The organism is Xenorhabdus aichiensis (assembly GCF_028598775.1).
Lineage (GTDB): Bacteria > Pseudomonadota > Gammaproteobacteria > Enterobacterales > Enterobacteriaceae > Xenorhabdus > Xenorhabdus bovienii.
The window spans coordinates 160208-182219 of sequence record NZ_JAQRFO010000003.1 but is presented as its reverse complement, the minus strand read 5'-3'; the positions used below and the strand labels follow the sequence as shown (position 1 = coordinate 182219).

The 22012-nt window shown below is 43.3% G+C and carries 24 protein-coding genes and 1 other annotated feature; of the genes, 16 read left to right on the top strand and 8 right to left on the bottom strand.

What is annotated here, in order from left to right:
• Window positions 1-56: 56 nt before the first annotated feature.
• Window positions 57-275, top strand: coding sequence for a translation initiation factor IF-1 (gene infA, locus PSI22_RS02995; protein ID WP_002211347.1), 219 nt, complete (start codon window positions 57-59; stop codon window positions 273-275).
• Window positions 276-386: 111 nt separating this feature from the next.
• Here infA and clpA read toward each other — a convergent pair whose 3' ends face one another.
• Complete coding sequence (clpA, locus tag PSI22_RS02990; RefSeq protein WP_273578494.1) at window positions 387-2672, bottom strand: ATP-dependent Clp protease ATP-binding subunit ClpA; 2286 nt, start codon at window positions 2670-2672, stop codon at window positions 387-389.
• 31 nt (window positions 2673-2703) lie between these two features.
• Complete coding sequence (gene clpS, locus PSI22_RS02985; protein ID WP_273578493.1) at window positions 2704-3024, bottom strand: ATP-dependent Clp protease adapter ClpS; 321 nt, start codon at window positions 3022-3024, stop codon at window positions 2704-2706.
• Between the two features lie 323 nt (window positions 3025-3347).
• Here clpS and cspD point away from each other — a divergent pair, with 323 nt between their 5' ends.
• Window positions 3348-3578, top strand: a complete 231-nt coding sequence (gene cspD, locus PSI22_RS02980; RefSeq protein WP_012987463.1) for a cold shock-like protein CspD — start codon at window positions 3348-3350, stop codon at window positions 3576-3578.
• A gap of 253 nt (window positions 3579-3831) precedes the next feature.
• Here cspD and PSI22_RS21445 read toward each other — a convergent pair whose 3' ends face one another.
• A complete protein-coding gene (locus PSI22_RS21445) occupies window positions 3832-3936 on the bottom strand; it encodes a DUF2813 domain-containing protein (RefSeq protein ID WP_370688986.1) in 105 nt (34 codons plus the stop codon).
• Window positions 3937-4150: 214 nt separating this feature from the next.
• On the opposite strand from PSI22_RS21445, the gene PSI22_RS02975 reads away from it, so the two are divergent.
• The 5 genes from PSI22_RS02975 (at window position 4151) to artM (ending at window position 8235) form a co-directional block, all read left to right on the top strand.
• A complete protein-coding gene (locus PSI22_RS02975; RefSeq protein ID WP_273578492.1) occupies window positions 4151-5053 on the top strand; it encodes a LysO family transporter in 903 nt (300 codons plus the stop codon).
• A 227-nt stretch (window positions 5054-5280) separates the two neighbouring features.
• Window positions 5281-6009: an arginine ABC transporter ATP-binding protein ArtP gene (gene artP / locus PSI22_RS02970; RefSeq protein WP_038201033.1), complete on the top strand. Its 729-nt coding sequence runs from the start codon at window positions 5281-5283 to the stop codon at window positions 6007-6009.
• Between the two features lie 88 nt (window positions 6010-6097).
• The gene (gene artJ / locus PSI22_RS02965) at window positions 6098-6841 is read left to right on the top strand and encodes an arginine ABC transporter substrate-binding protein (RefSeq protein ID WP_038191777.1); all 744 of its coding nucleotides are present in this window, start codon (window positions 6098-6100) and stop codon (window positions 6839-6841) included.
• Window positions 6842-6851: 10 nt separating this feature from the next.
• A complete protein-coding gene (gene artQ, locus PSI22_RS02960; RefSeq protein WP_273578491.1) occupies window positions 6852-7574 on the top strand; it encodes an arginine ABC transporter permease ArtQ in 723 nt (240 codons plus the stop codon).
• Window positions 7567-8235, top strand: coding sequence for an arginine ABC transporter permease ArtM (gene artM / locus PSI22_RS02955; RefSeq protein ID WP_038188065.1), 669 nt, complete (start codon window positions 7567-7569; stop codon window positions 8233-8235). The genes artQ and artM overlap by 8 nt, the downstream gene beginning before the upstream one ends.
• Before the next feature lie 89 nt (window positions 8236-8324).
• Here artM and rlmC read toward each other — a convergent pair whose 3' ends face one another.
• The 3 genes from rlmC to PSI22_RS02940 form a co-directional block, all read right to left on the bottom strand.
• Entirely contained in the window at window positions 8325-9458 is a 1134-nt protein-coding gene (rlmC, locus tag PSI22_RS02950) for a 23S rRNA (uracil(747)-C(5))-methyltransferase RlmC (protein WP_273578490.1), read from the bottom strand.
• Window positions 9459-9482: 24 nt separating this feature from the next.
• Window positions 9483-9998, bottom strand: coding sequence for a type III secretion system chaperone family protein (locus tag PSI22_RS02945; protein WP_038201044.1), 516 nt, complete (start codon window positions 9996-9998; stop codon window positions 9483-9485).
• Window positions 9999-10081: 83 nt separating this feature from the next.
• Complete coding sequence (locus PSI22_RS02940) at window positions 10082-10393, bottom strand: YbjC family protein (RefSeq protein ID WP_273578489.1); 312 nt, start codon at window positions 10391-10393, stop codon at window positions 10082-10084.
• Between the two features lie 195 nt (window positions 10394-10588).
• Here PSI22_RS02940 and PSI22_RS02935 point away from each other — a divergent pair, with 195 nt between their 5' ends.
• The 3 genes from PSI22_RS02935 (at window position 10589) to PSI22_RS02925 (ending at window position 14202) form a co-directional block, all read left to right on the top strand.
• On the top strand, window positions 10589-10852 hold the full coding sequence (locus PSI22_RS02935; protein WP_012987472.1) for a GrxA family glutaredoxin: 264 nt from the start codon (window positions 10589-10591) through the stop codon (window positions 10850-10852).
• A gap of 463 nt (window positions 10853-11315) precedes the next feature.
• Window positions 11316-11924 carry an undecaprenyl-diphosphate phosphatase gene (ybjG, locus tag PSI22_RS02930; protein ID WP_273578488.1) on the top strand — a complete coding sequence of 203 codons (609 nt, stop codon included), beginning with the start codon at window positions 11316-11318 and terminating at the stop codon, window positions 11922-11924.
• A 970-nt stretch (window positions 11925-12894) separates the two neighbouring features.
• Window positions 12895-14202 carry an HAAAP family serine/threonine permease gene (locus PSI22_RS02925; protein ID WP_273578487.1) on the top strand — a complete coding sequence of 436 codons (1308 nt, stop codon included), beginning with the start codon at window positions 12895-12897 and terminating at the stop codon, window positions 14200-14202.
• Between the two features lie 133 nt (window positions 14203-14335).
• Here the strand turns inward: PSI22_RS02925 and PSI22_RS02920 are convergent, their stop codons facing one another.
• Window positions 14336-15544, bottom strand: coding sequence for a serine hydrolase (locus tag PSI22_RS02920; protein ID WP_273578486.1), 1209 nt, complete (start codon window positions 15542-15544; stop codon window positions 14336-14338).
• Between the two features lie 163 nt (window positions 15545-15707).
• Here PSI22_RS02920 and PSI22_RS02915 point away from each other — a divergent pair, with 163 nt between their 5' ends.
• Window positions 15708-16328: a glutathione S-transferase family protein gene (locus PSI22_RS02915; RefSeq protein WP_273578485.1), complete on the top strand. Its 621-nt coding sequence runs from the start codon at window positions 15708-15710 to the stop codon at window positions 16326-16328.
• Between the two features lie 3 nt (window positions 16329-16331).
• Here PSI22_RS02915 and PSI22_RS02910 read toward each other — a convergent pair whose 3' ends face one another.
• Window positions 16332-17162: an SDR family oxidoreductase gene (locus tag PSI22_RS02910; RefSeq protein WP_273578542.1), complete on the bottom strand. Its 831-nt coding sequence runs from the start codon at window positions 17160-17162 to the stop codon at window positions 16332-16334.
• A gap of 236 nt (window positions 17163-17398) precedes the next feature.
• On the opposite strand from PSI22_RS02910, the gene hisL reads away from it, so the two are divergent.
• The 5 genes from hisL (at window position 17399) to hisB (ending at window position 22007) form a co-directional block, all read left to right on the top strand.
• On the top strand, window positions 17399-17446 hold the full coding sequence (hisL, locus tag PSI22_RS02905) for a his operon leader peptide (RefSeq protein WP_113967449.1): 48 nt from the start codon (window positions 17399-17401) through the stop codon (window positions 17444-17446).
• Window positions 17422-17544, top strand: a sequence feature (His leader region). (Overlaps the previous gene by 25 nt.)
• A gap of 52 nt (window positions 17545-17596) precedes the next feature.
• Window positions 17597-18496: an ATP phosphoribosyltransferase gene (hisG, locus tag PSI22_RS02900; RefSeq protein ID WP_273578484.1), complete on the top strand. Its 900-nt coding sequence runs from the start codon at window positions 17597-17599 to the stop codon at window positions 18494-18496.
• Window positions 18497-18501: 5 nt separating this feature from the next.
• Complete coding sequence (hisD, locus tag PSI22_RS02895; RefSeq protein WP_273578483.1) at window positions 18502-19818, top strand: histidinol dehydrogenase; 1317 nt, start codon at window positions 18502-18504, stop codon at window positions 19816-19818.
• A gap of 18 nt (window positions 19819-19836) precedes the next feature.
• Window positions 19837-20943 carry a histidinol-phosphate transaminase gene (gene hisC, locus PSI22_RS02890; RefSeq protein WP_273578482.1) on the top strand — a complete coding sequence of 369 codons (1107 nt, stop codon included), beginning with the start codon at window positions 19837-19839 and terminating at the stop codon, window positions 20941-20943.
• On the top strand, window positions 20940-22007 hold the full coding sequence (gene hisB, locus PSI22_RS02885; RefSeq protein WP_273578481.1) for a bifunctional histidinol-phosphatase/imidazoleglycerol-phosphate dehydratase HisB: 1068 nt from the start codon (window positions 20940-20942) through the stop codon (window positions 22005-22007). The genes hisC and hisB overlap by 4 nt, the downstream gene beginning before the upstream one ends.
• Window positions 22008-22012 lie beyond the last annotated feature (5 nt).

Sequence of the window (22012 nt, the reverse complement as noted above, 5' to 3'; positions counted from 1 at the left end):
TTTTTCGGCATTATCTTGCCGTTTAAAAACTATGGTTGTTACATTTAGAGGATTAGATGGCCAAAGAAGACAATATTGAAATGCAAGGTACTGTGTTAGACACACTGCCAAACACCATGTTCCGTGTCGAATTGGAAAATGGACACGTTGTTACTGCTCACATTTCAGGCAAAATGCGTAAAAACTATATTCGCATCCTGACTGGAGACAAGGTTACAGTTGAGCTAACCCCATATGACCTGAGCAAAGGCCGTATCGTCTTCCGTAGCCGCTGATTTAGATACTGTTTTAAACACCACAGGTGATAATTTTTTCGACACTCACCTGTGGTGTCACCCGACTATTCTTATCAACTTCCAATACATTTCTTTAAAATGTGGCCTGTTTTATAGCACTGCATCTTCCGATTTCTTTTTACTCGACTTTTGTGCACTTCTGAAATCGTATATCAGTGCCCGTTTGTCTTTATCAAGATTGATCCTAACCGAACCTCCATGTATCAACGAACCAAACAGCAGTTCATTCGCCAATGGTTTCCTGAGATTGTCCTGAATCACCCGAGTCATTGGACGTGCGCCCATCGCTCTATCGTAGCCTTTATCACATAACCACTGACGAGCATCTGCACTCACTTCCAGAGAAACACCTTTTTCATCCAGTTGTGCTTGCAGTTCAACGATGAATTTATCAACAACCAGTTGAATGACTTCAGCGGAAAGTGCATCAAACCAGATGATGCCATCAAGACGGTTACGGAATTCAGGTGTGAAGATCCGTTTGATCTCTTCCATTCCATCGATGCTGTTATCCTGCTCAGTAAAACCAATAGATTTACGCTGTGTCTCACGTACCCCTGCGTTGGTTGTCATCACCAGAATAACATTGCGGAAATCAGCTTTGCGGCCATTGTTATCTGTCAATGTGCCATTATCCATGACCTGTAGTAGCAAGTTGAACACGTCAGGATGAGCCTTCTCAATCTCATCCAGCAACAACACTGAATGTGGGTGTTTGATAATAGCATCTGTCAATAAACCACCCTGATCGTATCCCACATAACCTGGTGGTGCGCCAATCAAACGACTGACGGTATGGCGTTCCATATATTCAGACATATCAAACCGCAGTAATTTTATATTAAGCATTTTAGCAAGCTGGAGAGTAACTTCCGTCTTACCTACCCCCGTAGGCCCTGCAAACAGGAAAGAACCCACTGGTTTATGCTCCTGCCCCAATCCGGCACGGCTCATCTTAATGGCTTCCGTCAATACCCCGATTGCTTTATCCTGACCGAAAACCAGCATCTTCAAACGATCATCCAGTGTTCTCAATACATCTTTGTCACTGGCTGAAACCGTTTTCTCTGGAATACGGGCAATACGGGCCACTACAGATTCAATATCGGCAACGTTGATCGTCTTTTTGCGACGACTGGCCGGCACCAATCTTGTCCTCGCACCTGCTTCATCAATAACGTCAATGGCTTTATCCGGCAAGTGGCGATCTGTAATATATTTCACAGATAGCTCAACCGCAGCACGAATGGCTTTCGCAGTATAACGAACATTATGGTGCGCCTCATATTTCGTACGCAATCCATTGATAATCTGCACCGTCTCCTCAGAAGAAGGTTCAAGAATGTCTATCTTCTGGAATCGGCGAGCCAGTGCGCGATCTTTCTCAAAAATATTACTGAATTCGTGATACGTCGTTGAGCCAATCACCCGAATGCGGCCACTGGACAACAGCGGCTTAATCAGGTTAGCCGCATCCACCTGCCCCCCCGAAGCAGCACCTGCACCAATAATGGTATGGATTTCGTCGATAAAGAGAATACTTTTGCTATCTTGCTCTAACGTTTTTAACAAAGATTTGAAGCGCTTCTCAAAATCACCTCGATACTTTGTACCCGCCAGCAATGAACCAATATCCAACGAATAGATTGTGCAATCCTTCATAACCTCAGGAACATCTTTTTGCACAATACGCCATGCAAGCCCCTCTGCAATGGCGGTCTTACCGACACCTGACTCTCCCACAAATAAAGGGTTGTTTTTACGGCGGCGGCATAATACCTGAACCGTTCTTTCCAATTCATGCTGACGTCCGACAAGCGGATCAATCTGCCCTTTTTGTGCCAATTGATTCAGGTTGGTAGTGAAATTTTCCAGTCGATCTTCACTTATCACCTGCTCCTCCTGAATCGGATTGACACTGTGATGAGATTCATTATCAGACTCATCTTTGCGCGTTCCATGTGAAATGAAATTCACGATATCCAGACGGCTCACATCATGCTTTCGCAGTAAATAAGCAGCCTGGGATTCCTGTTCACTGAAAATAGCAACCAAGACATTCGACCCAGAAACTTCTGAACGCCCTGAAGACTGAACATGAAACACTGCACGCTGTAATACACGTTGAAAACTCAACGTAGGTTGTGTATCCCTGTCATCATTCTCTGATAACAAAGGGGTTGTTTGTGCGATAAAATTTTCCAATTCCTGGCGTAACATCACCAGATCGACTTTGCAAGCCTCCAGTGCTTCTCGCGCTGATGTATTGCTTAACAACGCCAGCAATAGGTGCTCTACAGTCATAAATTCATGTCTGTTATCCCTTGCTTTGGCAAAAGCAATGTTGAGACTAAGCTCCAGTTCTTGATTGAGCATAAGCACCTCCTCCTAAAATCAGTAAGCCAGATCAGACCTTCTCCAGCGAGCAAAGTAACGGATGCTCGTGCTCTTTAGCATACATATTCACTTGCGCAGCTTTAGTTTCTGCCACCTCTGCCGTATAAATCCCGCAAATTGCCTTACCTTGGTAATGGATATCCAGCATGAGTTGCGTTGCTCGTTCAACATCATAAGAAAAGAACTTTCGCAATACGTCAACCACAAACTCCATAGGGGTATAGTCGTCATTGTTAAGAATCACCTGATACATTGATGGTGGCTGTAACGTTTGCTCTGTTTTATCTTCAATTAATTCTTCAATTTTCAAACTGTTATAAAACTCACTCATTGTTCTTCCGCTGGGTATTAACTTTCTGCTAGATTTTAGTATGAACTAATTCATTCTACTGCTATATATTTTATCACTTCATGAAGCACTCTGCTTATCCCCTCTTTGATCTCTGGATAAAGATTCCACCTAAAAATCGGATATCGTTATCTATATCAAACTTTCGCTATTTGAGACAGCTTGAGGTTATTTCTGTGCTTGACGGCGTAATGAATTTCACTACAGTATATTTTGTGAGCACCGCCCTGGCTGGGCGTCTGCTCATATCCTGAAATTTTTAGTGATTCCTAAACCCGAAATCGTGATATGAGGGATAAAGAAGTATGGAAACAGGTACTGTGAAATGGTTCAATAATGCAAAGGGCTTTGGATTTATTTGTCCAGCCAGCGGAGGCGATGACATATTCGCTCACTATTCAACCATTCAGATGGATGGTTATAGGACGCTGAAAGCTGGGCAAAAAGTGAACTTCAGTATTCATCAAGGCCCCAAAGGCAACCATGCCAGCCTTATTGTTCCTCTGGAAGATGACTCGAAATCAAAAAAAGAGTGACCAGATAAATTCGTAATTCCCACGCCACAAATGAATAATGGCTTACTTGTGGCGTGCTATTAATACAAGTTCATTTAGCACCCACCTTTTCTACTGCAATACCGTAGCGTAGCTGTTACTCTTTGACCAGCACCTCTATAGGATCAAGCTGAACGTGGGTTTACGGCGGTTTTTGCTAAGTTCAATTGGCTTTTTCCTGCAATTCTCAACTGACACGTAAATAAATACGTTTAAGGGCTTGCTCCGACCCCATTCATAATGGACGTAAATAACGAAAACGTGTCGTACTATGGCGACCAACCCGTGATAATCGATTAATACCGCTAAAACCGGAAATTTCTATACGTTCCAGGAACATATACTCCCTTTTTTCGCATCAGATTTGCTTAATTTTTTATGATGCCCAATGCCTTAGACAGTAAGAAACGCGTTGAATTTCAGTATGTTTCCCTTTATTCTATTTGTTATTTTAGTGTAAAAATATTGTTGTCATGATTTTATTGGTCTTTATGACTGGTTCAAGTTATAGAGCCAGATAAAAAGACGTTTATTCTTGAATAAGGATATGGGTTATGTACTCAGGGTTGTTAATTGTTCTCATGCCATTAATTCTAGGCTACCTTATTCGTCTGAATAATAAAACGGCTCTGGCCACAGTTCATTACCTACTTAATGTCATGATTTATATCATTCTCTTCCTGATGGGCGTCAGCCTCGCCATGCTGGAAAATCTGGGTAATAATCTACTCTCTATCCTGCTGTATGCGACGACATTTTTTCTATGCATATTTGCGGCTAACTTGCTGGCACTTCTCCTGTTGGATAAACGGGACCCGTGGATTATTCAAGTAAATAAACAGGAAAAATCGCCTTCTCAATTACATATAGCTTTTGATTCCATCAAGTTATGTGGTGCATTGATATTAGGATTCTTACTCGGTCTGACAGACTGGTCATTGTTTCATTTTGCCAGTCGTGCCAGTGAAATTGCCTTGATTCTTTTACTACTTCTGGTTGGTATTCAACTGCGCAATAACGGAATGAGCTTAAAACAAACGCTGTTGAATCGCCGTGGCACCATTATCGCTCTGGTCGTTGCTATAAGTTCCCTGTTGGGCGGCATGATAGCCGCATTTTTATTGGGGCTACCGACCAAAACCGGTCTTGCCATCGCATCTGGGTATGGCTGGTACTCCCTTTCCGGTATTTTACTCTCTGACGCTTATGGGCCGGTGATTGGCAGCACTGCATTTTTTAATGATCTAGCCCGTGAATTGGCATCGATTCTGCTCATCCCGATGCTCATCAATCGTTATCGTTCAACAGCCTTGGGGTTAACTGGAGCTGCATCAATAGATTTCACATTGCCAATATTACAACGCTGTGGTGGCATAAATATCGTACCAGCAGCCATTGTTCACGGCTTTATATTGAGTTTGATGACGCCCGTATTTATTGCATTTTTCACTCAATAGGCTTAGGCACTGCCTGATGCATGAAAAGGCTAAAAAGAAAACTTATTCGGTATGAAAATCAATCCATTTAACCAAAAACAGAACAGAAAATAATCTAAAAAAAGCTGACAGTTTGATTAGTTAAGTCACTAATTTGATGATAATAACAATTTTATGCAGATATTATTGCATAGTTATTCTTATGGGATTAATATCCCATCAACCTATTAACTATTCATATTTGTCGCATGAGCATTCAATTAAAAAACATAAATTGTTTCTATGGAACGCATCAGGCCCTGTTCGATATCAATTTTGAATGTACATCAGGAGAAACTGTGGTGCTGTTGGGTCCAAGTGGTGCTGGCAAAAGCTCGTTACTGCGAGTGCTTAATCTACTGGAAATGCCTCGTTCTGGGCAACTAAGCGTGGCAACGCATCAGTTTGATTTCAAACAGCAGCCCGGCGCCAAGGAAATCCGAACACTGCGGCAAAAAGTTGGCATGGTTTTTCAACAATACAACCTGTGGCCACACCTAACTGTGATGGATAACTTGATTGAAGCGCCCTGCCGCGTATTAGGTCTATCCAGACAGCAGGCTCGGGAAAAAGCAGCAAAACTGCTGGCCCGTCTTCGTCTGGATGAATTTTCCAACCGTTTCCCACAGCACCTGTCTGGCGGACAGCAACAGCGTGTTGCTATTGCACGGGCATTAATGATGGAACCCCAGATTCTGCTGTTTGATGAACCAACCGCTGCACTTGATCCTGAAATTACATCTCAAGTCATCAATATCATCAAAGAACTGGCAGGAACTGGTATTACCCAAATTATCGTGACACACGAAGTGGAACTTGCGCGTAAGGCAGCAACTCACATTGTGTATATGGAGAAAGGCCGCATCATTGAAAAAGGTGACGCAAGTCATTTTTTAAAACCCAAAACGGAAGCCTTTGCTCATTATTTGTCACACTAGCTCTGTCATACAAATAGTCAGTTAGAACATAAAACAAGCATCAGTAACATTTACCAACCATAATGCTCATGAACTACAGGATATGACTATGAAGAAATTATTGTTTGCTGCCTTATTAACCGCAATGACTTTATCTGCATCTGCAACCGCAGCAGAAAAAGAAACGCTGCGCTTTGCTACTGAAGCAACCTATCCCCCATTTGAATTTATTGATGCAAACAATAAAATTCAAGGATTCGATGTAGATTTGGCGAATGCTATTTGCGCGAAAATCAACGCAGAGTGCACATTCACCAATCAAGCTTTCGATAGCCTCATTCCCAGCCTGAAATTCCGCCGTTTTGATGCATTGATGGCAGGCATTGATATTACGCCCGACCGCCGTAAACAAGTTGATTTCACTCATACCTATTATGATAACTCTGCCGTTTTCATAGCCATCAAAGGGAAGTTCACTCATTCTGCCGATCTGAAAAGCAAGCAAGTAGGAATACAGAATGGTACGACACATCAGAAATATTTGATGGAACAGCATAAAGAGATCAAAACCGTACCTTATGACAGTTATCAGAATGCGATCCTTGATCTGAAAAATGGCCGTATTGATGCTGTATTCGGTGATACTGCCGTCGCCAATGAATGGCTTAAGAAGAATAAAGAATTAGGCTCTGTCGGCGACAAAGTTACTGACAAAAATTACTTTGGCATTGGTTTAGGAATTGCAGTTCGTAAAGGTAACACAGCTTTGCTGGATAAACTGAACAAAGCACTGGCTGAAGTCAAACAAGATGGTACTTATAACTCCATCTATAAAAAATGGTTTGAACAATAACAAAATCCTAATGAATGAATTTCAATCTTTAATTAACGCCGCCGGGATTACCGTCGGCCTTGCTGTTTCTTCTCTTGTCATTGGCTTAATTCTGGCAATGCTTTTTGCCGCTTGGGAGTCAGCCCACTGGAAACCCTTTGCTTTTTTAGGCTCTTGCTGGGTCACATTGATCAGGGGATTGCCTGAAATTCTGGTTGTCCTCTTCATCTATTTCGGAAGTTCACAACTTCTCATAACGCTGTCAGAAGGCTTTGATGTCAATCTCATTGTTTGGCAATTCAGAATTCAGATGGAAATTGACAACTTTGATGTCAGCCCTTTCCTTTGTGGTGTTATCGCCCTTTCTCTGCTTTACTCCGCATATGCATCACAAACACTGCGAGGCGCATTGAACGCCGTCCCAATGGGGCAACGGGAAGCCGGACAAGCACTTGGGTTAAGCCAAAGCCGTATATTTTTTCGTCTGACCATGCCGCAGATGTGGCGTCATGCATTGCCAGGGCTTGGCAATCAGTGGTTGGTTCTACTGAAAGATACTGCTTTAGTTTCACTGATCAGTGTTAATGATCTGATGTTGCAAACGAAAAGTATCGCGACTCGCACACAGGAGCCATTCACATGGTATGTGATTGCCGCCATGATCTATCTGGTGATTACCCTGGTGAGCCAATTTATTCTCAAACGGCTTGAAATGCGCGCCACTCATTTTGAACGGAGTGCTTCCGATGTTTGAGTATATAAAGGATATCTTACCTGGGCTGCAAACTAGCCTAAGCTTGACTGTCACCGCATTACTGGCTGCATTTATACTGTCTGTGGTTCTGACCTTCATTTTAACGATGAAGTTGCCGATACTATCCCAATTGGTAAAAGGCTATATCACGTTATTTACCGGAACGCCGTTACTGGTTCAGTTCTTCTTGATTTACTACGGGCCCGGACAATTTCCCTCAATAAAAGAGTACCCTTGGTTATGGCAGCTCATGTCAGAGCCATGGCTATGTGCCATGGTGACACTGGCCTTGAACAGTGCAGCCTATTCAACCCAACTTTTTTATGGTGCCGTTAGGGCAATCCCTGCTGGGCAATGGCAATCCTGTCAGGCTCTTGGTATGTCAAAAACCCATTCCATGCGCATTCTGCTGCCTTATGCCTTCAAACGAGCGCTTTCTTCCTATTCCAATGAAGTCGTCTTGATTTTCAAGAGTACCTCTCTGGCCAGTACGATCACACTGCTAGATATCATGGGATATAGCCAACTTCAATTCGGGCGTAGTTATGATGTGACTGTATTTGTTGCTGCTGGGATCATTTATCTTTGCGTAAATGCTCTTCTGACACTACTGATGCGCATGATTGAGCGTCGAGCCTTATCATTTGAGCAACGTTATTAAACACTCAATGGCACACCATTTATCTGCTTTTTGCTTCTGTCAGCGATAACTAATAGTTATCGCTGACAGAAATACAACTAAATCCCCTGTTACTTTCCATCAAAAATCAATAACACCAGCGTTTCATAATGTTCTGTATGAGGGAACATATCGAATAATTGCACTTTTTCTATTCGATATTGCTCAAGCGCAGCAATATCTTTTGCCATTGTTTCGGCATTACAACTTGAATAGAGAATAAATTTAGGTGCCATCCGGCTGAGATAATCGCATAACGCCTTACCAATTCCCCTGCGAGGAGGATTCACCAGCACCAGTTCAGGGAGTTGTGCTTTATCAAGGGCAAAATGTGTAGAATCCAATGCCTGAAATTCAACCTGCTCAAGACCAAGACTTTTGGCCGAGTTTTTAGCACAGGCAATGGCTTCTGCACTAATCTCAATCCCTGTCAATTTGGTTTCTTTGTCTGCACAGTGCAGCCCAAAGCCTCCAGCGCCACAAAAGAGATCCCACATGCTGCTGATATTCAGCTCTCTGACCCAACGACCAGCCGTCGAATAAAGCGCCGAAGCAATTTCTGGGTTTGTCTGGAAAAAACTACGGGGACGGATATACAGCGGAATTCCATTGAAGGTTTCCTTCAGCATTTTATGCTCAGTAAAAATGATCTCTTTTTCACCTTCCAAAATCGCCATATGAGTCGGTTGAATATTGGCAGAAATAACCGCCAATTGTGGTAGTTGTTCCTGTAACCACGGCAAGGCCTGTTCCAACTGAGCCAGCTTCGTTTCTGAGCGCAGGACAAAACGCAGCATCATTTCACCGCTCGCACGGCTTTCTGTCAGCAGAATATATTTTAATTCCCCTTTTTTACGTGCAACGTTATACGGAACCAACCCAGATTTAGCGATAAATATTTTTATCACTTCAAATACTGGCTGAAAATATTGTGGATACAAAGGACAATCACAAAGATCCACCGTTCTGCCATCACGGTGAATCATTCCAAGCTGTGGGCGTTCAACACTGCCACTTACCACCATCTTGGCCTTATTACGAAACCCACTGATCAGGCTGCTGACTGGTGGCAGCCAGTACGTTGCTGACGTCTCCCGTAAAAGCTGCTGTAAATGTTGTTGTTTATCAGATAATTGTTGTGAATAGGACTTATTGAGCCACTGGCAGGAGTGACAATGCCCCGCGGTATACTGCGCACATTGCATTGTAAAAAACCATATCAAAGAATATTAGTGCAAGGTAAATGTCGATGTTTCCGTCGAAGCCAATGATTCCTCATCTTCTACTTCTACTTCCATCTCGCTTTCCATATCATTATTAATATAAAGGAAATTATTGCTGTGAATTTCAAAAATCACATTAGCAATCTGTTCCTCACTTTGCTGCAAGAAATGGGAAAACTGCGGGAAAGTCATACCAGCGGCGATAGGAAATGCCTGACAAACTATCAACTTCGGTAAGTTTTCGTCCTGAATATCAAGGAACGCTTTAGCAGTGAGGGAACTCGCATTAATCTGGCTCAAGTTTGCAACCAATGGAATTATCGCCGTTGGCCTGACTTCTGCCAGAGCAGAAAACAGCACTACGTCACCCAACAGATCAATCTTGGCATCAAACAGGCCATCAATGTTCTGCATATGAGGCAAATGCAAGACCGAATTTGAATCATTCTCAAAATAAGAAATTTTGAGGCGTTCAAGCCAGTTACGCAATGTTGCCAAATTTGGAACAACCATAGAATCCATCGAATCAACCTCATATGACCAAAAAGTTGTACATGCTACCTGAAGGAAACACCTTGCCAATAGCAGCACGATCAATAATTAACCTATTTTGTTTTTTCATCATCAGAACCAGTCTGATGATTTTTATTTACTTTCTTATGATCAATACCCAAAAAAGAAAGATTATAGACTGCACGCCAGATAATATGGATAGCTGCAGGTATCAAGCAACCTATACCCAATAAGATCATAGCAATGTGCGCTTCTGTCGTCATTAATAAAGGTGATAGAATTATGCTATCAGTTATCGACAAATACGCCAAAACCAACAAGCCGATTCCCAATACTTCTAATAAAATAACCAGCTTTGGCATATCTGACAACGAGCGCATCTCTTTTGTTGAGATTTTCTTCATGATTCTCTACCTTCTGAGCCTGACAAATTAGACTCTCCGCCTCTTATAGAGGGACTATCATACCTGAATCCCTTCTATCGGCAGGACAAATTAGAACAAAAGGCAATTCCTGCTTTTTTTTGCCGACGCTTACAGGCATAGTAACCTCAGATGACAATCTATGAAGTTCACGATTATTACCACTAAGGAGTTTGTATGTATACTGTCATTTTTGGTCGCCCAAGTTGCCCATATTGCGTTCGCGCCAAAGAATTGGCTGAAAAATTGAAAGCAGAGCGTGACGACTTTGATTACCGCTATATTGATATCTGGGCTGAAGGCATCACCAAAGACGACTTGTCAAAAACTGTGGGGAAACCCGTTGAAACCGTTCCTCAGATTTTCCTTGATGAGAAACATATCGGCGGCTTTACTGATTTTGAAGCTTACGCTAAAGAACATCTGAACCTGTACAAATAACCATAAAATTCACTATCCAGCCAGAAATGTCGATGCTTTCTTCTGGATAGTGGCAGGCTCATAATGTTGACTAAGATCCACATATCCACTGAATTGAAAAAAATCTGTAATTTTTTTCTCAACAATGAGAACTTTCATCCCATCACGCAGTCTGAATTAATGCCACTGCTTTTCTTTGATGTCCCCATATTGAGGAGCCCGATAGTTACCCACTTTGGTTAAAGACTATCGGGTTTTTTTATTTGTCATTGCGTTATCCACAGCACAGAGGGCATCGAAATCACCTTTTCTTGCTATCATCGGCATATTGTTTACTCACTTAACATCAACAATCGTTAAATAACATGGTGAATTAAAGCAAAAATCCTTTACTGAATCGCATTATAAAATTACTATTTTTAACAATGACTTGATAAAGCACGTTTATCATATTTGCGTCAATATCACGCTTGTGAGGCTTACTTTGCTAGAACAACTTAACCACAATGTGTTTACTTTTATCAATGCAACACCGGATTCATCACCAGCAATGATTTTACTGGCGATCTTTGTAGCAAAATATCTTGTGTTTATTTTCCCCATAACATTAGCTGTTTGCTGGCTTTGGGGAGAAGAAAAAGCCATCTCACATCAACGTATTGTTGTCAGTAAATCCTGTATTGCCTTTGCCTTTGCAATAGCCGGTTCAGATATCATCGGAACATTTGTTCCACACGCCCGGCCGTTTGTAGAAGGTTTTGGTTACAATTTTCTCTATCATGCCCCTACAGTCTCTTTTCCCAGTAACCACGGTACAGCAGTCTTTACCTTCGCGTTAGCATTTATCTTCTGGCATCATATCCGGTCAGGTTTATGCCTGATGGTCATCGCCTGCGCGATTGCATGGGCCAGAGTCTACGTAGGAGTTCATTGGCCAATAGATATGATTGGCGCATTTTTAGTCAGCCTGATGGGTTGTGCTTTTTCGCAAATATTCTGGTGCTTATATGGTGAATATTGGCACAGTAAACTCATTCGCCTTTACCAATTCTGCTGTGCATTTTTCATCCGGAAAGGATGGATGAAAAATTAACCCAACGGCAATATGCCGCTGAATATTTATGCTATAAATAAACTACTGTTGAATATTTGAGCTTTATTTTTGAAGCCTTAAATTCAGGTAAAATCTACCTTCAGCCTCATTATCACGGCTAGTTTAAGGCTTTATTTTACCTAAACTATTTATTAACATTTTATTTACAAAATACAGAGGAATTAATCGACAGCATAAAATGCTTCATTATATTTAACAATATATAGCGATAATATGATTACTGTTTCTTCATAAATCAAAATTTGACTGACAATTTTTTGCACTACGATTGTTTAAATCAAAAAATTTATTAATACATAATCAATAAAAGCAAAGATGTAAACACAGAGAGCAAATATTCACCATAAACTCAACGATTAAATATTTTCTTTTTATTTCAATAAGATAATATTAATCTGGGTTAATTTTATTATATTTAAAAATATCAAAATTTATATTTATAATACTATTTTAGACTAAAAAATATTTACACATTTAATATCATTAATATATGAATGCCAGTATGGTTTTGTGAATATAATACAAAAATTTAAAATTAAAATAATCAGGTTCACTTCCTTGACTTTTCTTTTTCATTTTATGTAATATTTAATTAACACTTTCATAAAACCTTATAACATATTAATTTTTAGATATAAACCTTGCAATTGCGAGAGTGATCACGGTACATTTCACTGAAAATAACTATATTTTCCCTATCAAAAGACTAGGACTAATTTTTTTGATTTCAATATCAAAAATAAAGTACAGCAGGATTTCAACTCTTCTGCTTTAGCTGACCACATTTTGGTCAGTTTATTAATGTAGTAACAAAAACGTTTAGATAGACGTCAGAACAATATCTAACAACTTATTATTCATATAAATAGAATCCAACTCGTGCATTTTATTAATGTGCGGGTTTAGCAATTTTTAAATTTTACTTTACTGCGTTATTTCGGAGATATTTATGGACACGTCTCAATCAGGTTCTATCGCAGCCTCTGCTGCTTCCGGCAAAAGCGATTATACTACCTGGCGTAAATCAGACACTGTATGGATGTTGGGGTTATATGGCACTGCCATTGGTGCTGGAGTTCTGTTTCTTCCCATAAACGCCGGTATTGGTGGTTTAATTCCACTCATCATCATGACACTACTTGCACTTCCGATGACATTTTTTGCTCACCGTGGAATGTGTCGTTTTGTCTTGTCTGGCAAAAAGAATGGCGAAGATATCACCGGCGTGGTAGAAGAGCATTTTGGTAAAGTCGCAGGTTTCCTGATCACGATCCTCTACTTCTTTGCAATTTATCCTATCTTACTGGTTTATAGTGTTGCACTGACCAACACCGTAGACAGCTTTATTACTCACCAGTTACATATGAACGCACCACCGCGCGCATTGCTGGCACTGGTACTGATCCTTGGTGTGATGAGCATTATTCGCTTCGGTGAGCACTTTATCGTCAAAGCAATGAGCGTACTGGTCTTCCCATTCGTCGCCGTTCTGATGCTGCTAGCGCTGTATTTGATCCCACACTGGAATACCACAATCTTCGATACCCTGTCACTGGAAAATGCCCTGTCTTCCACAAGCGGTCATGGTTTGCTGTTCACTCTGTGGCTGGCTATTCCTGTCATGGTTTTCTCTTTCAACCATTCTCCAATCATCTCTGCATTTGCCGTAGCAAAACGCGAAGAGTACGGTGAAAATGCGGAGAAAAAATGTTCGCGCATTCTGGGTTATGCTCACATCATGATGGTGATTACCGTCATGTTCTTTGTCTTCAGTTGCGTACTGAGTCTGTCACCGGCAAATCTGGCAGAAGCAAAAGCACAGAACATTACTATCCTGTCCTATCTGGCTAACCATTTTAATGCACCAACTATTGAATACATTGCTCCGCTCATTGCCTTCATTGCAATTACCAAATCGTTCCTCGGTCACTATCTGGGTGCTCGCGAAGGTTTCAACGGTATCGTAAACAAGGCTCTGAGCACACAAGGCAAAACTATTCAGCGTAAGTCGCTGAATCGTATCACTAGCCTCTTTATGTTAGTCAGCGCCTGGATCGTGGCTACTCTTAACCCGAGCATCCTAGACATCATCCAATCCCTAGGCGGGCCAATCATTGCCATGATTTTGTTCATCATGCCAATGTATGCTATTCACAAAGTGCCAGCCATGCGCAAATATGCTGGTAAACCAAGCAATGTCTTTGTGGTTGTGACAGGATTAATTGCTATTTCTGCGGCAGTTTACTCAGTGATGTAATCAAAGCTCAAGAGCTGCTTTCTGCAACAGCATCCCTATAAAAAATGCCGGCCGACTTCACGATTGACTGGCATTTTCCTATTTATCGGGAGCCTATACATCTTCAATATTTCCGGCTACGTCGTTTATCTCCCTACCCGAAAATTGAGTTAAACCAGCCGCTGACTGTCTTCACAATGAAATCCCAAATACGCCCAAAGAAACCACTTTCTTCTACAGCGTCTTTAACAACCAACGGACGTTGATCAATGACTTTATCATTCAGAGTAAAATTCACAGTACCCACAACTTGATTCTTCGCCAACGGCGCTTCAAGTGAAGTTTGGTTCAGCGTAAAACTGGCTTTCAAATTATTCGCTTGACCGCGCGGCACCGTCACTGCCGTATCTTTTTCTACACCTAACGCCACCTCTGAACGCGTACCGAACCATACTCTTTCCGTCACCAGCGTGTCACTGGTTTTAAGTGGAGTACTAATTTCATAAAAACGGAATCCCCATGACAGGATCTTTTCACTATCAGAGAAACGCATTCGATCACTAGGCGCTCCCAGTACAACTGAAATCAAACGCATTGGCCCTTCCGATGCAGAAGCAACAAGGTTATATCCTGCTCCGCTGGTGTGTCCGGTCTTTACACCATCCACATTCATATTCTGATTCCACAACAGGCGATTGCGGTTAGGTTGACGGATATTATTGAAAGTGAATTCTTTCTCTTTATTCAGCGCATATTCTTCTGGTACATCACGGATCATAGCCTGACTCAAGAGCGCCATATCACGAGCGGTGCTGTATTGCCCCACAGCATCCAAACCGTGAACAGTTTTGAAATGGGTATTTTCCAGCCCCAGCGTTTTTGAGTATTTATTCATCAAATCAACGAAAGCATCCTGGCTGCCTGCCACATAATCCGCAAGGGCAATACTGGCATCGTTGCCAGATTGGATCACAATGCCACGGTTCAAATCAATGACTTTGACCCGATCTCCCGGTTTCAAGAACATCAGAGATGACCCTTTAAGCGCCGGATTGCCGGTTGCCCAAGCATCTTTACCTACGGTTACCTGATCTTCTGTGGAAATCTTTCCCGACTTGATCGCCTGACCAACAACATAGCTGGTCATCACCTTTGTCAGACTCGCTGGATCGAGCCGCTCATCGGGATTATGGGATGCCAAAATTCTTCCACTGGCGTAATCCATCAATATATAGGCTTTCGCATCAATTTCAGGTGCTGCAGGTTCATCCATTGCGTATGCATTGACACCCGTCAGCCAAAAAACCCCCAAGCCAACAGTAAAAGCTTTGATTATCTGTACCTGCCGTCTTTTTTTCATCATAGCCCGCCCTTTTTGTCTACAACCAGAATATAAAAACTCTATTAATATAGGATGTTATGAGATAAGACTCCAATCCAATAACGTAAAGATTTTCTTGTTACCCAAATGAATTTATTGTCATATTATCGATGACTCAGAATAACCTGATATTAAGGAAAAAATAATGCTGACAATCTGGGGCCGTAAAAACTCATCAAACGTAAAAAAAGTCCTTTGGTGTCTGGAAGAATTAAATGTGCCATATCAACAAATTGATGTTGGTGGTAAGTTTGGCAAACTTAATACTCCAGAATACCTGCTCATGAATCCCAATGCCGTCATTCCCTGTTTGCAGGAAGATGATTTTATTTTATGGGAATCAAACGCGATTGTGCGCTATATTGCAGCAAAATTCGGCGAAAATAGTCTTTATCCTGCCAATCTTCAAGAAAGAGCCAGAATTGATCAATGGATGGATTGGGTCGGCTGCAATCTCTTCCCGCCAATCAAACAACTTATGATCAACATTGTCAGAATACCGGAAGATCAACGTGACCCGAAAGTGGTTGCCCAGACACTAAAAGAAATAGAAAAGCTGCTGAAAATTGTCGATGACGTACTAGATAAGCAAAAATACCTTTCCGGTGATCAGTTTGGCATGGCGGATATTGCCCTCGCTCCATTGGTCTATCCGTGGCTAAACGTCGAGGTAGAGCGTCCATCTCTGCCAAGCCTGGAACGCTGGTATCAATTACTGACTGAAAGACCAGCGTTTCAAAAAATCGTTATGATTGAAATAAGCTGATCATCAGCTCATTGGCATTCTGCCGGGATCTGGGAATTGATACTCAAACCCCAGTTCCCGACAGATACGGCTACCGTCAACAACTTTGCTCGCGGCTCCCTGAGCCTTTGACTGTAAAAACTCTGGCGGAGCCAAATCGAGCTGACGACTGGCCTGCGAATAAAATTCCTCTCTTTTCGGATGTTCTGGCGCACACAGATTATAGATATGCCCTCCTTTCTGCTGCTCAATAAGGAGCTTAATGGCAGAAATAACATCATCCTGATGAACTAAATTGACCACATTTTCCCCGCCCTCAACCGCTTTCCGCCCTGCGAGAAAACGCCCTGCATGGCGACCACTGCCGACCAAACCTGCCAAACGCACGATATCAACAGAAGTATGTGGCAGTCGATGTAACCAGTTTTCCAATTCAACTAACGCTTTGGCAGATCGCGTCTCAGGAAATAACGGAGCATCTTCATTCAGATGACCAACAGACGAGCCATAAACTGAGGTTGAGCTGGTGAAAATAATATAGGGAACCGAATGCGAAAGCGCAGTATCGACAACTAACTGCACCGCTTTGACATATCCTTCTCCACCCCCCACAACACCGCTAATCGGTAGCGTTAGCACCAGTACATCCACTGACATGAGCTGTTCAAGATCATCCGCTTCACAGATTATCTGGGGAGTCAGGTTTAATAAATGGCAATCTACACCACACATGCGTGCCGCTTCGACACCATCCGCTGTTGTTTTACTACCGACCACTTGCATACCATAGCCTTGCAAAATTTGCGCTAACGGCATTCCCAGCCAACCCAATCCGATGATGGAAACTTTTTTCACCATAACTCTCCCCAGGACCGATATGATTTTGATTCTTCAGGCTATCTGTATATTGCCTTAACGACAACACCAATTTTATTTTATAAAACAAATAATTATAACAATACAAACAGCTTCTTCGAAAAAAAAGTTGCTTTTCATACACAAAATCATATAGGTTAAACGGTAAGCAACCAATCCTTGTTCGCAAACATATATTGAAATATTGAAAAAAGTAGATAGAGAGCTCACATATTATGAACCGTATTCAATTTAACCATCACCACCACCATCATCCTGACTAGTCTTTCAGGCTGTTGTGTGCTGGAAGACATTTAGCAAGTCTTCCGGTGGCATGAGTACGATAAAAAACCCTCGGAAGATTTTCCGGGGGTTTTTTTATTGCCAATTTACACGATTTATATATTGAATATTGAGATAGGGTAAAACATAACATGCTAGATAAAACACGCTTACGGATAGCCATGCAGAAATCCGGCCGCCTCAGTGATGACTCCCGGGCATTACTGGCTCGCTGTGGCATCAAAATCAACTTGCAGCAACAACGCCTGATTGCATTTGCAGAAAATATGCCCATCGACATCCTGCGTGTCCGTGATGATGATATTCCAGGCCTTGTTATGGACGGTGTTGTCGATTTAGGCATTATCGGTGAAAACGTACTTGAGGAAGAATTATTAAACCGTCGGGCGCAAGGGGAAGATCCCCGTTATAACACATTGCGCCGCCTTGATTTTGGTGATTGCCGTCTTTCCCTTGCCGCTCCCTTTGACTACGACTATACCGGAGTGGAATGCCTGCAAAACTCCCGTATCGCCACGTCTTACCCACACTTACTGAAACGTTATTTGGATAAAAAAAGCGTCCGTTTCAAATCCTGCCTTCTCAACGGTTCAGTTGAAGTCGCTCCCCGTGCAGGATTAGCTGATGCTATCTGTGATTTGGTCTCAACGGGTGCCACACTGGAAGCCAACGGCCTGCGGGAAGTTGAAGTCATCTATCGCTCAAAAGCCTGCATGATCCAACGCGATGGTGAGATGCCAGAGGCTAAACAACAACTCATCGACAAGCTGATGATCCGCATCCAAGGCGTTATTCAGGCGCGTGAATCCAAATACATCATGCTACATGCTCCAAACGACAAACTGGAAGAGATTATCTCATTACTTCCGGGGGCTGAACGTCCTACCATTTTGCCACTGGCGGGGGCACAAAACCGCGTAGCCATGCATATGGTCAGCAGTGAAACCCTGTTCTGGGAAACGATGGAAAAGCTTAAGTTACTGGGCGCCAGTTCCATTTTGGTTTTACCGATTGAAAAAATGATGGAGTAATCTTAATGAGCACCCATTTTAAGACCATTATCCGCTGGCAGGAGTGCCCACCAGAACAGCAAAAAGCATTGCTGACACGCCCCGCTGTCGCCGCTTCAGAAGATATTTCTCGCACGGTAAAACAGATTCTGGAAACAGTCAAAACCAACGGCGATGAAGCATTGCGGGAATTCAGTCAGCGCTTCGACAAAACAACAATCGATGCTATCTCGCTTTCTACAAGTGAAATTAACGCAGCCGCCAGCCGCCTGACACCAGAACTCAAACAGGCTATGCAGCAGGCCATGAATAACATTCGCCTGTTCCATGAAGCCCAAAAACCTGCGGTGATTGAGGTTGAAACCCTGCCGGGTGTTCACTGCCAGCAAGTCACACGCCCAATCGATTCAGTGGGGTTATATATTCCCGGTGGTTCTGCGCCTTTGCCTTCCACTGTACTAATGCTGGGAATACCCGCTGGCATCGCAGAGTGCCGTAAGGTTATTCTGTGCTCCCCACCCCCCATTACCGATGAAATTCTCTATGCCGCACAGCTATGCGGGATTAACGAAATATTTCAGGTTGGCGGCGCACAAGCCATTGCAGCAATGGCATTTGGTACAGAATCCGTCCCTAAAGTGGACAAGATTTTTGGCCCGGGTAATGCATGGGTCACAGAGGCTAAACGGCAAGTGAGCCAGCGCTTCGACGGTGCAGCCATAGATATGCCAGCAGGTCCATCAGAAGTGCTGGTAATAGCAGACAGTGGAGCCAATCCCGCATTTACGGCAGCAGATCTGCTTTCACAAGCGGAACATGGCCCTGATTCTCAAGTCGTGCTGGTTACACCTGACGAAACTTTTGCCGAGCAAGTGATCCGTGAAATCGAAACACAGCTTATTGCCCTGCCACGCCAACAAATCGCGGTTCAGGCCCTGCAATCCAGCCGGATCATCGTCACTGACAATTTGGCCCAATGTGTAGCGATCAGCAATCAATACGGCCCTGAACACTTGATCATCCAAACTCGCCAGCCTGAGCAGCTTGTAGAGCAAATCACCAGCGCGGGTTCGATTTTCCTCGGAGACTGGTCGCCAGAATCCGCAGGAGACTACGCTTCGGGCACCAATCACGTCTTGCCGACCTATGGTTATACTTCAACCTATTCCAGCCTCGGTCTGGCAGATTTCCTGAAACGAATGACGGTTCAGCAACTGACACCGCAAGGATTGAGAAGCCTCGCCCCAACCATAGAAACACTGGCGCAGGCAGAACAACTCACCGCGCACAAAAATGCCGTCACATTACGCATAGCTGCCCTGAATCACTCAGATGTTGAATAACCAAGATAAGGAGCAATGATGAGTACTGTTTTTGATGTCAATTCACTGGCAAGAGAAAATGTCCGCCAGTTAGTTCCTTATATGTCTGCCCGCCGTCTGGGTGGCAATGGTAATATCTGGTTAAATGCCAATGAATATCCCATCGCCCCTGATTTTCAGTTCAGCGAAAAAACGCTCAACCGCTACCCCGAATGCCAGCCCGCCTCCGTAATCCAGCGCTATGCGGATTATGCTGGCCTGCAACCGGATCAAGTTCTTGTCAGCCGTGGCGCCGACGAATCCATTGAACTATTGATCCGCGTTTTCTGCGAGCCGGGAAAAGACGCCGTGCTGTTCTGCCCTCCCACTTACGGCATGTACAGCGTCAGTGCAGAAGCCTTTGGCGTAGAACAGAAAAAAATCCCCGCCCGTGTTGACTGGCAACCTGATATCCCAGCCATTGAGAATAATTTGGATCGCGTCAAACTACTCTATATTTGCAGCCCCAACAATCCCACTGGTAATCCAATTGCTCCTGCGGCGCTGCGCCAGATCCTTGAATTGGCCCGTAACCGTGCCATTGTTGCCATTGATGAAGCCTATATCGAATTCTGTCCGCAACATACTACCACCCGTTGGCTGCAAGACTACCCGCACTTGGTGATTTTGCGAACCCTCTCGAAAGCTTTTGCACTGGCAGGGCTACGCTGTGGATTTACGCTGGCTTCACCCGATATTATCGCGCTAATGTTAAAAGTGATTGCTCCTTATCCACTTGCCACGCCTGTAGCGGATATCGCTGCGCAGGCGCTGACAGAAGCAGGCATTAATATAATGAAAGATCGTGTAGAGGAAGTGGTTGAGAACCGAACTTATCTCCAGCAGGCATTGAATGAACTGGCATGGGTCGAAACAGTGTTTCCGAGCGAAACCAACTATATTTTAGTGAAATTTACCGATGCGGAAATCGTATTCAGGACATTATGGGAGCAAGGGATCATCTTGCGTGATCAGCGGAAACAAGCGGGATTGGATAATTGCCTGCGCATCACCATTGGTAGCCGAAATGAATGTGAACAGTTGGTCAGCGCTATCTCTACTCTTTGTAGCCAAGCTCAACCACTAAAGGAAACTGAAAATCCATGAGCCAGAAACTGCTTTTTATTGACCGCGATGGAACGTTGATCACCGAACCTCCGACCGATTACCAAGTCGATCGCCTTGATAAATTGGCCTTTGAAGCTGGCGTGATCCCTGCCCTGTTATCCCTGCAGAAAGCGGGTTACAAACTGGTCATGATCACCAATCAGGATGGATTGGGGACTGATAGCTTCCCCCAGACCGATTTTGAGCCACCACACGCACTGATGATGCAAGTTTTCACTTCGCAAGGCATTCAGTTTGAAGAAGTTCTGATCTGCCCGCACAAACTCGAAGATAATTGCAACTGCCGCAAACCCAAGCTCGGATTGGTGGAAAAATATCTAACAGAAGGCATGGTAGATACGAAAAACAGTTACGTTATCGGGGATCGGGAAACCGACTTACAATTGGCTGAAAACATGGGAATTAAAGGAATTCGCTATCAAGCTCAATCACTTGGTTGGTCAGCGATTTGTGAGCAACTGACCCGCAAAGATCGTCATGCCAACGTTGAACGTAAAACCAGAGAAACTGGCATCAATATCGATATCTGGCTGGATCGCGAAGGTAGAAGCGAAATCAATACTGGCGTGGGTTTCTTTGATCACATGCTGGATCAGATTGCCACTCACGGCGGTTTCCGCATGAATATACAGGTTAAGGGCGATCTCTGTATTGATGATCACCACACCGTTGAAGATACTGGATTGGCTTTAGGTGAAGCTCTGAAGCAGGCATTGGGCGATAAACGCGGCATTGCTCGTTTTGGCTTCACATTACCAATGGATGAATGTCTCGCCCGCTGTGCTCTGGATATTTCCGGTCGGCCACATCTCGAATACAAAGCAGAGTTTAAACATCAGCGTGTTGGCGATTTAAGTACTGAGATGATCGAACACTTTTTCCGTTCACTCTCTTATACGATGGGATGCACCTTACACCTGAAAACCAAAGGTAAGAATGATCACCATCGGGCAGAAAGCCTGTTCAAAGTCTTTGGTCGGACATTGCGGCAGGCCATTCGCGTAGAAGGCGATGTTCTGCCCAGTTCTAAGGGTGTGTTATAAGGGAA